This is a genomic window from Actinokineospora sp. NBRC 105648 (assembly GCF_030269645.1).
Classification (GTDB): Bacteria; Actinomycetota; Actinomycetes; order Mycobacteriales; family Pseudonocardiaceae; genus Actinokineospora.
In genome coordinates, this window is the sequence record NZ_BSTR01000020.1 from 117,547 (window position 1) to 131,740 (window position 14,194).

7 protein-coding genes and 1 pseudogene are annotated in these 14,194 nt (G+C 71.8%); all 8 read right to left on the reverse strand.

The genetic code is table 11. The features are described from left to right. Positions 1-3 precede the first annotated feature (3 nt). Complete coding sequence (locus tag QSK30_RS19275; RefSeq protein ID WP_285504592.1) at positions 4-9,090, reverse strand: non-ribosomal peptide synthetase; 9,087 nt, start codon at positions 9,088-9,090, stop codon at positions 4-6. Then, the gene (locus tag QSK30_RS19280; protein ID WP_285504594.1) at positions 9,087-9,935 is read right to left on the reverse strand and encodes a 3-hydroxyacyl-CoA dehydrogenase family protein; all 849 of its coding nucleotides are present in this window, start codon (positions 9,933-9,935) and stop codon (positions 9,087-9,089) included. The genes QSK30_RS19275 and QSK30_RS19280 overlap by 4 nt, the downstream gene beginning before the upstream one ends. Beyond that, positions 9,932-10,963 (reverse strand): HAD-IIIC family phosphatase, encoded by a 1,032-nt coding sequence (locus QSK30_RS19285; protein WP_285504596.1) that lies wholly within the window; start codon positions 10,961-10,963, stop codon positions 9,932-9,934. The genes QSK30_RS19280 and QSK30_RS19285 overlap by 4 nt, the downstream gene beginning before the upstream one ends. Continuing rightward, the gene (locus QSK30_RS19290) at positions 10,954-12,057 is read right to left on the reverse strand and encodes an acyl-CoA dehydrogenase family protein (protein WP_285504598.1); all 1,104 of its coding nucleotides are present in this window, start codon (positions 12,055-12,057) and stop codon (positions 10,954-10,956) included. The genes QSK30_RS19285 and QSK30_RS19290 overlap by 10 nt, the downstream gene beginning before the upstream one ends. Then, positions 12,035-12,331 carry an acyl carrier protein gene (locus QSK30_RS19295; RefSeq protein ID WP_285504599.1) on the reverse strand — a complete coding sequence of 99 codons (297 nt, stop codon included), beginning with the start codon at positions 12,329-12,331 and terminating at the stop codon, positions 12,035-12,037. Before QSK30_RS19295 ends, QSK30_RS19290 begins: the two co-directional genes overlap by 23 nt. 537 nt (positions 12,332-12,868) lie before the next feature. Continuing rightward, positions 12,869-13,153: a hypothetical protein gene (locus QSK30_RS19300; RefSeq protein WP_285504600.1), complete on the reverse strand. Its 285-nt coding sequence runs from the start codon at positions 13,151-13,153 to the stop codon at positions 12,869-12,871. Positions 13,154-13,230: 77 nt separating this feature from the next. After that, positions 13,231-13,485 carry a hypothetical protein gene (locus tag QSK30_RS19305; RefSeq protein WP_285504601.1) on the reverse strand — a complete coding sequence of 85 codons (255 nt, stop codon included), beginning with the start codon at positions 13,483-13,485 and terminating at the stop codon, positions 13,231-13,233. A 479-nt stretch (positions 13,486-13,964) separates the two neighbouring features. Beyond that, positions 13,965-14,194, reverse strand: a pseudogene (locus tag QSK30_RS19315) (ISAs1-like element ISMul1 family transposase); the annotation flags it as partial.

A 14,194-nucleotide genomic window follows, 5' to 3' on the forward strand; every position in this document is an offset into this window, starting at 1 on the left:
CTCTCACAGGCCGTAGCTGCGCCGGACGTGACCGCCCGCGCCGCGCCGTTGGTCCACCAGGCGGGCCATCGCCTCGATGGTCGGGTGCTCGAACAGCAGCACGATCGGGACTTCCCGCTCGCACAGCCGTTCCAGCCGGTCACGCAGGTCCATCAACTTCATCGACGACCCACCGGCGTCGAAGAACTTCTCGCGCACGTCGAACCCGGTCCGCTCCAACAGGTCCGCCCAGTGCCGTTCGACCGCGCGCTCGGTCTCGGTCCGCGACGGGCGGGCCACCGGCTCCGGCGCGGGGGCCGAGCCCGCCTGCCGGGCGAGCGCCGGGCGGTCGACCTTGCCGCTCGCGGTCACCGGCAGCGTGTCCAGGACGGTGATCCGCCGCGGCACCAGGGTTTCCGGGAAGTGCCCGCGCAGCCAGTCGCGCAGCTCGTCGAGCCGGGCGGGTGACGAGGTCGTCACGTACGCGGGCAGTCCGGACTCGTTGAGCACGACGGCCTCGACGACCGCCGGGTGTTCGGCGAGCACGTGCTCGATCTCGTCGAGTTCCACCCGCACGCCGTTCACCTTGACCTGGCGGTCGGCGCGGCCGCGGAAGTCGAGCAGCCCGTCGGCGGTGCGCCGGGCGAGGTCTCCGGTGCGGTACAGCCTGCCGCCCGGCTCGGTGGTGAACGGATCGGCGACGAAGCGGCCTGCGGTGCGCGCGGGCGCTCCCCAGTACCCCAGCGCGACCGCCGGTCCGCCGATGTACAGCTCGCCGGTGACGCCGGTGGGGACCGGGCGCAGGTAGCGGTCGAGCAGGTGGACCTGGGCGTGGTCGACCGCGCGGCCGATCGGCGGCGGGGTCGGCGCGGCCCAGCCGGTGGTGTCGAACGCGGTCGCCACCACCGTCGCCTCGACCGGCCCGTAGGCGTTGACCAGCGTGAACGGCACCGGGCCCGCGGGCAGCCTGGTGAGCCGCTCACCGCCCACCAGCAGGTGGCGCAGCCGGGTCGCGGCGGTGAGCGAGCCCGCCGTGATCACGCGCTCGGCGAGCACGGTCGGCAGGAAGCACTGCGTGAGGCCTTCCTCGATGATCCAGCGGGCGAGCGCGCGCGGGTCGTGCCGCAGTTCCGGAACCGCGACGCAGAGGGTGGCGCCCCGGCACAGGGCCGACCAGATCTCCCACACCGAGGCGTCGAACGCGAGACCCGCGCACTGGCCGGTGGCCTCGCCCGGTGCACCGCCGAAGGCCGCACCGTGCCAACCGACCAGGTCCACGACGCCGCCGTGGGTGATCAGCACACCCTTGGGACGGCCGGTGGAGCCGGAGGTGTAGACGCAGCACAGCGGATCACCCGGTCCCGGCCGAGGCCAGGATCGGTTGGCGCTGGGGGGAAAGGTGGTGTCGGCGGTCAGCACGGCGACGGCGCCGCTGTCCTCCACAATGGACTTCAGTCGGTCGGCCGGGACGTCCGGCTCGACGGTGGTGTAGGGCGCGCCGATCATCGCGAGGGCGAGCACGCTGGTCACCACCCGTTCACCGGGCGGGAGCACGACGCAGACCCGGTCACCCCGGCGGACGCCGGTGCCGATGAGCCGGGCGGCCAACTCGCGGGCGTTCGCGACCAGTTCCCGGTAGGTCACCGTCCGGCCGTCCGCCCGGACCGCGGGCAGGTCGGGGTGTCGGCGCGCGGCGCGTTCGACCAGGTCGACGACAGTGGTCCGGCGGGCGGGCACGAGGCCGCGCAGCGGGGTGTCCTGAGTGGACGCTATGCCGTCCAGCAGACCCAGCAGGTGGTCGCCGAGTGCGGTGATCGTGGCCGGGTCGAACAGATCGGTGCTGTAGCACAGGTCGACGGCCAGCCCGCCCGCGTGCTCGCGGAACTCGACGGTGAGGTCGAACTGGGCGGCCGGGTTGACGGCCTCCACTTCCGCCACCCGCAGACCGGGCAGGGCCGGGAGGTTCTCGACGGTGTTCTGCAGCACCACCAGGACCTGCACCAGCGGGGTGCGGCGGGTGTCCCGGGGCGCGTCGACCGCGGCCACCACCTGCTCGAACGGCGCACCCGCGTGGTCGAACGCCGCCAGTACCGTCGCGCGCACTCGGGCCAGCAGGTCGGCGAAGGGCAGTGTCTCGTCGACCCGGGAGCGGACGACCACCGTGTTGACGAAGAAGCCGATCAGGTGCTCCAGCTCGGCACGGCCCCGTCCGGCGACGACCGTGCCGACCGCGATGTCGTCCTGACCGGAATACCGCGCCAGAACCACCTTCGTGGCCGCCAGGAGCACGGTGAACAGGGTCGTGTCGCGTTGGGCGGCCAGGGTTCGGAGTCGGGTCGCGAGCGCGACCGGTACTCCAAATCGCTCATACGCACCAGCCGATGTCCGCACCGCCGGACGCGGGCGGTCGGCGGGGAGTTCCAGAGCCGCGACGCCGTCCAACTGGGCGCCCCAGTAGGCCAGGTCGGCGTCGACGTCGATCGAGTGCTGCCAGTGCGCGAAATCGACGTACTGCACCTCCAGCGGCGGCAGTTCGGCGGCGGTGCAGTGGGCGACCAGTTCCCTGCTCAACACGCCCATGGACCAGCCGTCGGCCGCGATGTGGTGCAGTGCCAGGTGCAGCACGTGGTCCTGACTGCCTACACGGAACAAGGAGGCGCGGAACACCGGCCCGCGGCGTAGGTCGAACGGGCGGGCCTCTTCGGCCGCCAGGCGCCGGTCCAGATCGGTCTCGGTCAGATCGGTGACCGGGAGCGGGATCGGTGCGGGCGGGTGGATGACCGGCACACCGGGGTCGGCGAACGTCGTCCGCAGGACCTCGTGTCGAGCCGCGATCGCGGTCAGCGCCGCCGCCAGCACCCCGACGTCCAACTCCCCCACCAGGCGGAGCGTGTGCGACGAGTTGTACTCCGCGCTGTGCGGCGCGAGGTTGTGCAGGAACCACAACCGTTGTTGGCCATGGGAGAGGCGCAGCGCACCATCGCGCGGCACTGGAGGAATCAGATCGCCTGCCTGGGTGCCGTCCGAGACGAGATCCGCCAGCGCCGCGATCGTGGGGTGGTCGAACACCGCACGGGGTGAGAGGTAGACGCCCAACTCGGCGCGAACCCGTGCGGTGAGGCGGATGCTGAGGATGGAATCACCACCGAGGGCGAAGAAGTCCGCGTGCACGCCCGGTGGTTCGACCCCCAGCAGGTCCGCCCAGATCCTCGTCAGCGTGCGCTGAGTCGGGGTGTGGGGCTCGATGTGGGGAGCAGGTTCGTTGTGCGGCAATGGAAGAGTGAGTGACGACACCGAGGTTTGTACACGCGGTAATCGGTCGAGTGGCGACCAGGGGTCGGCGAGGCCATCGGTGAGCAGTGACACCAGGTGGTCCGCCATCCGCGCGACCGTGGCCTCGTCGAACAACGCCGGGTCGTAGGCCAGCCGCACCGCCAGATCCGCGCCCGTGGTGGTCACCACGACGTTCAGCGGCACGTTGGTGGTCTCGATCGAGTCGACCTCGGTCACCGTGACGCCGTGGAACGCGCCTCGGTCGTACGGGTAGTTCTCGAAGACCACGATGCTGTCGAACACCGGTGACCCGGCGGGCAGATCGGTGAACGACCGCATCCGCGCGAGCGGCACGTGGTCGAAGGGCCGTGCCTCCACCTGGGCCTCTTGGAGCGAACGCAGCCAGGGGGCGAGTTCCCGCGCGGGGTCGACCGCCACCCGCACCGGGATCGTGGTGACGAACATCCCGATCACCGACTCGACACCGGACAGGTCGGCGGGCCGCCCGGACACCGTCGCGCCGAAGCAGATGTCCGGGACACCGCCGAACTGGGACAACAACACCGCCCACATGCCCTGGACCACCGTGTTGACCGTGAGCCGGTGCGCCCTGGCGAACTCGACGGGGACCGCCGACGGGAACCGCACATCGAGCACGGCGTGCGCCCTGGTCCGGTGCCTGCCGTCGGGCAGCCGGTCGAACGGAAGCGGCGTGGGGGTGTGGAAGCCGGAGAGAACCGTGCGCCAGTGGTCCTCCGCAGGCACACTGTCCTGTTCGGACAGCCAGCGCAGGTAGTCGGCGAACGGCGGCCGCGCGGGGACCTCGACCCCGGCGTACCGGGCGAGCACGTCGGACAGGACCGAGACCACGCTCCACCCGTCGAGCAGCAGGTGGTGGAACGTCCACACCACCCGCGCGGTGTCGTCGTCGATCCGGCCCAGCGCGAGCCGCGTCAGGGGCGTGTCGGTCAACTCGACGTCCGCCGGGTCGTCGCTGTCGCGCACGACCGGCAGGGTGAGGTCGGAGCGCACCACCTGCAACGGGCCGTCGGCCGTCCACACGAGGCACGTCCGCAGTTCCGGCGTGCGGTCGAAGGTCCGCAGCCAGGCCCGCTCCAGCGCGTCGAGGTCGGTGACCCCGCCGAGCTCCAGGTGGACGCGTTCGACGTAGATCCCGGATCCCGGGTCGGTCAGCGTGTGGAACACCATGCCGCCCTGCATGGGCGTCAGCGGATATCCGTCCCGGATCGCCCGGCCGTCGCCCACCAGCAGGTCCACGCCCGCCTGGTCGAGACCGGTCAACGGGAAGTCCGACGGCGTGGCGCCCCCGGCGCCGGGTTCGGCGCAGTGCTCGACGATCGCGCGCACGGCGTCGAGCACCTGGTCGGCGAGATCGGTGATCGTGCGTTCGTCGTGCCGGTTGGCCGAGTACGACCACGCGAACTCAAGTTCACCGCCCGCCACCGTCGCGGTGATGTCGATCAGGTGGCCGCGGTCGCCCGCGGCGGCGCGGTCGAGGGTGATCGCCTCGGGCGGGCGGCGGAACAACCCACCGGTCGCGCCACCGAGTTGCCCCAGGTAGTTGAAGCAGACCGACGGCTCGGCGTCGAGTGGCGCCGCGCGCAAGTACCGCAGCACACCGTGGCCGAAGCCCCGATCCGGGATCGCGCGCAGCTGTTCCTTGACCGACTTGAGCACACCACCCCAACCCGGGCCGGGGATGTCCAGGACCACCGGGAAGGTCGTGGTGAACCAGCCGACCGTGCCGGAGAGGTCGATCTCGGGCAGATCACTCCGGGGCAGCACGTCCTCACGGCCGTGGCCCTCCAGGGTGATCGACACCCGCGACCGGCCGGTCCACGCGGCCAGCACCACACCCAGCGCGCTGAGCAGGATGTCGTTGACCTGCGTGCGGTAGACGGCGGGCACGGCGTGCAGCAGCGCGGTGGTGGTGTCGGTGTCGAGCCGCACGGTGATCTCGCGCTCCGAGGCCACCGTGTTCTCACCGGTGAAGTCGGTGGGCACCTGGTCGCGCACTCGCGCGTCGACGTCGGTCCAGTAGTCCAGTTCGTGGTCGAAGGCACCCGTGCCCGCATGGTCGCGCAAGCGAATCGCCCAGTCCACATAGGACGTTGTCCGGGGTCCGAGGTCGATCGGTTCGCCGGACCGCGCCAGCCCGTAGGCCGACTCCAGATCGGCGAGCAGGATTCGCCAGGACACGCCGTCGACGACCAGGTGGTGGGCGGCCAGCACCAGTCGCTTGCCCACGATCCGCGCGCTGAACAGGGCGCCCGCGCCCAGGTCGTCCTCGGCGTCGAGGTGCTGGCGCCACTGGCCGTCCGCCCGCTCGAACCGCGTGCGCAGCGCGTCGTGGCGGGCCAGGACGGCCGCGATGGCGGTCGTGAGCGCGTCCTCGTCGACGTCGTCGGCCAGGTCGGCGGCCAGGCGCTGGTGGTAGTGCTCCGGCTTGGCCGTGACGGTCTCGAAGAACCACCGCTGGATCGGTGTCGTCGGCGCCGGGCCGGTCGCGTGGGCGTGGTCGACGGCTCGCTCGACGCTCACCAGCGGTGCCAGGCGGGCGATCGTCTGCCGGAGGAAGATGTCCTTGGACGTCAGCCGCAGGCCCGCGGCCCGCGCCCGGGACACCACCTGGATGCACAGGATGGAGTCGCCGCCGAGGTCGAAGAAGTTGTCGTCGACACCGACCCGGCGCACCCCGAGCACCGCCGACCACACCCGGCACAGCGTCCGCTCGACCGCGGTCCTCGGCGCCACCCGCGCCGGCTGGCCGGTGAGCACGTGGTCCGGGGCCTTCTCGGCCCACTGGGCGAGCCGCGGTCGCTCGATGTCGTCCGGGAGCGTGGACAGCGCGCGGTGCGGGTCGGTGGCGATCCCGTCCAGCAGCACCAGCAGGTGCCGGGCCAGCCGGGTGACCGTGTCGGCGGCGAAGAGATCCGTGTCGTACTCGACCACACCGGCCAACGCGCCGTCGCGCGGCTGGAACTCCCAGGTCAGGTCGAACATCGCGGTCCGCGCCGGGAGGTCGGCCTGCTCGGTGCGCAGGCCCGCCAGGCGTGGCGGTGCCGGTTCGTTCTGCAGCACCAGCATCACCGGGATGAGCGGCACCCGGCCCGCGTCCCGGTCCGGGCGGACCGCGTCCACCACCCGGTCGAAGGGCGCCGCGTCGTGGGCGAACGCGTCCAGGACCGTCACCCGAACCCGTTCCAGGAAGTCCACAAAGGACAGGTCGGTGTCCACCCGGGAGCGGAGCACGACGGTGTTGACGAAGAACCCGAGCATCCGCTCCGACTCCGGCCGGTCGCGCCCGGACGTCACCGTGCCGAGCGCGATGTCCCGGGCGCCGGTGTGCTGGGCGAGCAGGACCTGGATCGACGCGGCGAGGGCCGTGAACAGCGTCGCACCGCACGCCCTGGCCAGTTCGGCGAGGTGCTCGGCCAGCGGCGCCGGGATCTCGAACCGGTGCACGGCGCCCGCGGCGGCCCGCACTGGCGGTCGGGGGTGGTCGGTGGGCAGCGGCACCGGGACCAGCCCGGTGAGCTGGCGCTCCCAGTAGCGGAGCTGCGGCGCCCAGTCCCCTCCCGCCTGCCACACCGCGAAGTCCGCGTACTGCAGGGGAAGCGGCGGGAGCTCGACGGACTCGCCGAGGACGTCCGCCGAGTACAGCGCGCCGAGTTCCTCGGCGATGAGGTCCATCGACCAGCCGTCGGTGATGATGTGGTGCTGGTTGAGCACCACCACGTGGTCCTCGTCGGCCGACACGGCCACGGACACCCGCAGCAACGGGCCGCGCCGCAGGTCGAACGGCCGCCGCAGGTCCTCGTGCAGGCCATCTTGGTCGACCAGCACGACGGGCACCGGGTAGGCCGCACCGATCACCTGCGCCGCGTCGGCGAACGTGGTGCGCAGTGGTTCGTGCCGGACCACGAGCGCGTCCAGGGCCCGGCCCAGCGCGGCGAGGTCGAGCGGCCCCCGGACCCGGAAGGCCAGTGGGGTGTTGTACTCGGTGCCGCCCGGTTGGAACTGGTCGAGGAACCACAGCCGCTTCTGCGCGGCCGACATCGGCAAGGCACGGTCGCGGGGAACGGCGGCGATGTCGGCCGCGGGCGCGGCGGGCCGCTCGGCGAGGTCGGCGACGGTCCGGTGGTCGAGCAGGTCGCGCACCGGCGCGGCGATCCCGTGCCGCCGCAGCTGGGCGGCCACCCGGATCGCCAGGATCGAATCGCCGCCGAGCGCCACGAAGTCGTCGTGCACCCCGACCTCGTCGACACCGAGCAGGTCACGCCAGACCCCGGCTACCAGCTCCTCGGTCGGATTCCTCGGCGCCACCGCGCGATGGCGGTTCGCCGGAATCGCGGACAGCGCTCGGCGGTCCACTTTCCCGTTGGGCGTCAGCGGCATCCGGTCGAGCACGACGTACCTGGCGGGTACCAGGTGGGCGGGCAGCCGATCGGCCAGGAACGCTCGCGAGTCCACCTCCCGCGGGGTCACCAGGTAGGCGACGAGGACCAGGTGGCCCTGCTCGTGTTCCTCGGCCAGCACAACGGCTTCGGTGATGTCGGGGTGTCGCAGCAGGGCCGCCTCGACCTCGCGCGGCTCGACCCGGAAACCTCGGATCTTCACCTGGTCGTCGGCCCGGCCGTGGAACTCGACCTGTCCGTCCGCCTGTTCGCGGACCAGGTCGCCCGTGCGGTACATGCGTGATCCGGGTGGACCGAACGGGTCTGCCACGAAACGTTCGGCGGTCAGACCGGGGCGGTGGTGGTACCCCCTCGCGAGCCCCGGGCCGGCCAGGTACAACTCACCAGGTGCCGGGCCCGCCGGTCGCAGCCCGGAGTCCAGCACGGCGATCCGGGTGCCTGCCACCGGCTTCCCGATCAACGGCCGCTCCCCCGGCCTGATCCGCCACGCCAGTGCGTCCACAGTGGATTCGGTCGGACCGTAGTGGTTGTGGCAGATGGCATCGGCGGCGGCCAGGGCCGCGGCCAAGTCGTCGTCGAGCGCCTCGCCGCCCACGGTGATCACCGACGGGCGGTGCCCGGGGCGGTCGAGCAGTCCGGCGCGGACCAGCAGGCGCAGGTACGACGGCGTCTCGTCGAGCACGTCGATCCGCCGGTGGGCGATGTGCGCCAGCATCGCCTCCAGGTCGTCGTGGGTGTCCCGGTCGACGACGTGCAGCTCGTGCCCGGCGAACATCCACAGCAGCGGCGCCCAAGCCGCGTCGAACGACAGCGAGGTGGTGTGCGCGACGCGGAGTCGCCGTCCATCCGCCGCGGGATCGAGGAACTGCGCCCGGTGGCTCAGGAAGAGGTTGGTGAGACTGCCGTGCGAGACGGCGACAGCCTTGGGCGGGCCTGAAGAGCCAGAGGTGTAGATGAGGTATGCCGCGTTCCCCGTTGTCGGACACGGGAGTGCGGTGGCGTCTGGATCGTTGTCGGGTAGGGAATCGTCGAGGAAGACGTGGTGCGCCGAGGACGGCAGTCGGTCGGTCAGGTCGCGCTGGGTGAGGACGATGGCGGCACCGGAGTCGGCGAGCAGGAAGGCCAGCCGCTCTGCCGGGTACACCGGGTCCACCGGCACCAGCACGGCACCGGAGCGCAGCACGGCCAGCAGGCCCACCACCATCCCCAGTCCCCGCGCGGCGCACAGCGCGACCGGGACCTCAGGACCCGCGCCGCGCTCCACCAAGTGCCGAGCGAGCCGGTCCGCCCGTGCCGCCAGTTCGGCGAAGGTCGCGCGGTCGGCGCCGGCGACCACCGCGGTCACGTCCGGCGTCCGGTCGGCCTGCTCGCGGAACACCTCGCCCAGCGGCACGCTCACCGGGTGTTCCGGTACTCGTGGAACCCGTGGCCGCTCTTGCGCCCGAGCCTGCCGGACTCGACCAGCTCCACCAGCAGGTCGGACGGGGTGAACCGGGCGTCCCCGGTGTGCTCGGCCAGCACCCGCAGCGTGTCCACCACGTTGTCCAGGCCGATCAGGTCGGCGGTCCGCAGTGGCCCCATCGGGTGCCCGAGGCAGGACTCGAACAGCTCGTCCACCGCCGCCGCGTCGGCGGTGCCCGCCAGCACGACCCCGGCCGCCTCGTTGATGGCCAGCTGGAGCACCCGGTTGATCACGAACCCGGCGCCGTCGGCCACCACGACGCCGCGCTTGCCCATGCCCTCGAGCAGGGCCAGGGCGCGGTCCACGGTGTCCGCGCCGGTCAGGTCGCCGCGGACGACCTCGACGGTGTCCTTGAGCGGCGCGGGGTTCATGAAGTGCAGGCCCAGCACCAACTCGGGCCGCGCGGTGCACGCGGCGAGGCGGGCGATCGGGATGGCCGAGGTCGCCGAGGCGAGCACGGCGTCCGGCGGGCAGGTCCGGTCCAGGACGCGGAAGACGCCTTCCTTCAGCGGAACCCGCTCGGGCACGCACTCGATCACGAACCCGGCCGCGCCGAGCGCGGCGGCGTCGGCCGCCCAGCGGACCCGGCCCACGACGTCGTCGCCGGGCGCCACCCGGCGCAGCAGCGTGGCCAGCCGCACCTGGTCGGCCAGGTGCGCGCCCGCCCGTTCCCGCGCGCCCGCGTCCGGGTCGACGACCACCACGTCCCACCCGGCCTGCGCCAGGCACTGGGCGATGCCGGTCCCCATCGTCCCCGCGCCCAGGACTGCCACCGTGCTCATACCGGATCCTCCGCCAGCACTGTGACGTGCCCCGGGCCCGGCGGCCGCGGTCTGCCCGGGTCGACCGCGAGGACGAGCCGTTCGGCGTCCTCGCGCACCACCTCGAAACCGCCGAACCGGAACGTCACGAGCATCGCCCGGTTGACGCCGGTGGGCACGAACTCGGCCACCGGCCGACGCCCGGCGCGCAGCGCGCGCTGCACGACGTGCTCCACCAACACCGAACCCACCCCGCGCGAGAGCACCCGGCAGGACATCAGCAGCAGCTTGAGCACGGCGTCCGTTGTGGACAGATCGGTGACCGCGATGCCGATCGTGCCGTAGTCGCCGAACCGGTCGGTCAGCCGGGCGACCAGGACCTCGTGGTCCGGGGATTCGCACAGCGCCCGCAGCTCCGCCATGCCGAACGTCAGGCCGGTGGTGTTGAGCTGGTGGGTGCGCACGGTCAACTCGTGCGCGCGGGCGAGGTCGTCCTCGGTCGCCCGCCGGATCGTCATCACCAACTCCAGCGACGTGAGGAACTGCGCGCTCGAACCGGCGAACTCCTGCTCGGCTTGGACCCGGAGCCGCGCGGCCCGGTAGAGCAGGCGCCGCTGCCGCGACTCGGCGGTGATGAACGGTGGCTGGAACTCGGGCCGGTCGGGCAGCGCCCCCGCCTCGCCCGCCGGGTAGCAGCGGACCATCGGCAGTTCGCCGGCGACCTCGGCGCGCTCCACCGGGTCGTCGTCGACGAAGGCCAGCGTCTCCACGCCGATGTCCAGGGTCTGGGCGATCCGCGCCACCGCGGCCGACTTCGCGCCCCAGCCGACCTCGACCACGGTGAAGAAGTCGATCAGCCCGTGCCGCCGGAGGTGGCCGGCGGCCTGCTCGGCGTCGCTGCGGCTCGCCACCGCGTGCAGGACACCGCGCTCGTCGAGCGCGCGCAGCGTCCGCACCGCAGCGGTGAACGGCACGGGCTCGTCGCCTTCGAGCAGGATGCCGTCCCACAGGGTGTTGTCCAGGTCCCAGACGAGGCATTTCACGTGCACGGGCGGTCTCCTTCCAGCAGGTGGCGGCGGACAGCGTGTTCGCCGATCGCCACCTCGGCGACCTCGTCGGCACCCTCGATGATCTGCATGACCTTGGCGTCGCGGAAGAACCGGGCCACCGCGGCGCCGTCGGCGCAGCCCGCGGCGCCGAGGACCTGCACCGCCTGCGTGCTCACGTGCGCGGCCGCCCGAGCCGCGGCGTACTTGGCCGTGACGGTGCGCGGGATCGAGCCGCGGTCGTCAGCGGCTCGTTCGCACAGCGCGCGGGCCGACTCGGTCTCGACCAGCATCCGGCCGAGGGCCGCGCGGACCACCTGGTGCTCGACCAACCGGGTCGTGCCCTGCACCCGGGTCGCCGCGTGCCGGGCCGCCAGCGCCAGGCACTCCTCGGCGATCCCGACGCAACCCCAGGCGACCGTGAACCGGCCGTGGTCGAGGGCCGTCCCGACCACATGGGACAGTCCGAAACCCTTGGTGGCCAGAGCGTTCTCCGCCGGGATCCGGACCTGGTCGAAGGTCACGTCGGCCAGTCCGCCCGCCCGCAGGCCGAGTTGGCCGTGCACCGGCTCGACCCGCACACCCGCCCGGTCCGCCTCCACCAGCACGGCGCCCAGCCCGTCCGGATACCGGCCCAGCACCAGGAACACGTCGGCGAAGCGGCCGAAGGTGATCCAGAGCTTGCGGCCCGAGACCACGATCTCGCCGCCCTGCCTGGTGAACTCCGTCGCCACCGCGGCCAACTCGGTGCCCGCGCCCTGTTCCGTGGCGGCGAACCCGGCCCGCAGCGCGCCACTGGCCAACGCGGGCAACCAGGCCGCGCGTTGCGCCTCGGTGCCCCACCGCAGCAGCGCGGCGCCCACCATGCCCTGCACCGTCACCAAACTGCGCAGCGAACTACAGGCGCCACCGAGCGCGGCGCACAACTCGCCCAGTTCGCGCGCGTCGCGGCCGAGGCCGCCGTACCGCGAGGGCACGTCGCTGCCCAGCAGGCCGAGCGCGGCCACGTCCCGGACGACGTCCGCGGGCAGCGCACCGACCCGATCCCAGTCCCCCGCCTCGGCGCGGGCGCGCTCAAGCAGGCCGGCCAGCGCCACCGGACCCCCACTTCCCCCGGACGAAGGCGGCGATCCGCGCGATGGTGCGGAAGTTGTCCAGGTCGAGGTCCTCGACCTCGACCCGCACCTGGAAGACCCGTTCGACGTAGGCGACGATCTCCAGCGCCAGCAGCGAGTTCACCAGCCCGAGGGCGAAGTAGTCGTCGTCCGGCCCGAGCGCGGCACCCCCGGTGGCCGAGTCGAAGAACCGCCCGAGCCGCGCCTCGACGCTCTCATCGGTCCCGTCGTCAACTACCCCCGCGCCCGCTGCCACCCGACCAGGGTCGCACCGGGGTAGCGGAAGGAGAATGTGTTTGACCCCTGAGTGAATGTGCCAGGTGACAGGCCCGCAATGGTCTGGACAATGGCGGATTCTCGCTATTCAAACGACCGAACGACGACGAACCCCAAGCGCACACTTTCCGACATACGCGCCCAGGGGGAGACTCAGCCCACCATCACAGCAACCGCCCCGCGAGCGGGGCCAACCGCCGCAGCAGCGCGCTCGCCGTCGTCGTGGCGGGCCGGGCGGGGTGGCGGGGCTAGGTCGTGCGTGAGGGTCAGCCGGTCCACGCCGCGGCGGGTCAGCCTCGGGGGTGCCGCAGGCCGTGCCGCTCGGGGTTGCAGCTGGCCCGGTGACCTGCACGCACTCGGTCAGTCTGCGTACCAGGGCCCGGTACCGGGCGGGCATCGCGTCCGGGCGCAGCGCGACCTCCTCGAGCAACGCGGCGACCACGATCAGGGTGTCGGGCCCGAACTCCTGCAGGTAGCGGACCGCGCCCTGTCTCCAGCGCTCGTGCACACGGCGTGCTCAGGACGGCCCAGTCCCGGCCCTTCCGGCTTTCAGCTGGAAGATCAAGAGGAGGAAGAAGGCGACCAGGAAGGCGAGGTCACCCAAGCCTCCCCACGAGGAAACGCCCACCAGGGACGACAATCCGCGCGCGGTGACCAGAACCAGAGCCGCCACGGCCAAGGTGAGTTGCCTGCCCTGGGGAACGGGCTGGTCCAAGACCTTGGCGCGGCGGATCACCAGGACCACCACCATCAGAAGACCGATACCGAGACCCACGTACCGCAGCCACCACCGCCCGGTCATCCGCTCGAGGCCACCACCGATCGCCCCACCAGCTCCCACCGCGGCCACGCAGGTCAGCACGAAGAGCCCAGGCTTGTTCACAGGCCACCCCCTCTTGGTGTAGCGCGCTTGTCCGCTTCTTCCCGGCGCCGCTCTCGGCGGATCTCCGACCAGAGACCCACGAACACCAACACCAGCAGCAGCGAGATCATGCTGATCGAGAGAGCCTTCACCCACAGCTCACGACCGAGCCAGTCGCGCAGCTCGCCGTTCAGCCCGGCCAAGAGCAGCCTCGAACCCAACCACACCACGGCCGCGCTGACCCACAGCCACCAACGCCTCTTCAGCTTCATCCGGCCTCCCCCAGGAGTCACCCGGGGGGTGCCCGGACCAAGATCACGTCAAACGGCGGAACCGGTTGACCTCGGTCGTCACCAAGCCAGCGGGCAGCCTTGTTGACATAGCGCGGTGAACGCGACGCGCACCAACTTCGGTTGGGCAGGACGCCTGGAGCGCGGCGGGCGACCAGTGGCCACATCAGCGTCAGCGGGTCTCCGACCACTATCGCGGTTCCGCGCGCTCCCGCAGCGATCGGTCGTCGGAGGGGCCATGAGGGTGTTTAGGTGTGATGGTGGGACGCGGGTCCGCTTCGACTGTGGGTTCCACGCCCGCTTAGACCGTGTCTTATTTGGTGAGTTTGTTCCAGCAGGTGAGGGCGGCGGCGAGGGTGACGAAGGCGAGGTAGTGGGTGGTTTTGGTCTCGTGGCGGATGGTGAGTCCGCGGCGTCGGGCAGGGCTAGATCAAGATCACCTTGAGTAGCGGAGTGTCACTTTAGGTGGCGAGTAGTGGCAGTGCTCTGGTGCGATCTCGGCAGATTGATTCGGTAGTTCGCTTGATGTCATGATGACCGTTGAGTCGCAGCAGGCCGGCGGCAAGATTTTTGAGTGTCGCCATGGCTCGTGGCCCGCTTCCGGTGTGCGATTGATGCGCGTCTTCGCGCCAGGTGACGTCACGTACGTAATGAGATTTGTTCTCTATTCCCCAGTGTTCGCGAGTGTAGG

What these genes read in the sequence shown, in the direction of transcription:
- QSK30_RS19280 (WP_285504594.1), bottom strand. Translation starts at nt 9,935, where the DNA reads ATGAGCACGGTGGCAGTCCTGGGCGCGGGGACGATGGGGACCGGCATC.
- QSK30_RS19300 (WP_285504600.1), bottom strand. Translation starts at nt 13,153, where the DNA reads ATGACCGGGCGGTGGTGGCTGCGGTACGTGGGTCTCGGTATCGGTCTT.
- QSK30_RS19305 (WP_285504601.1), bottom strand. Translation starts at nt 13,485, where the DNA reads ATGAAGCTGAAGAGGCGTTGGTGGCTGTGGGTCAGCGCGGCCGTGGTG.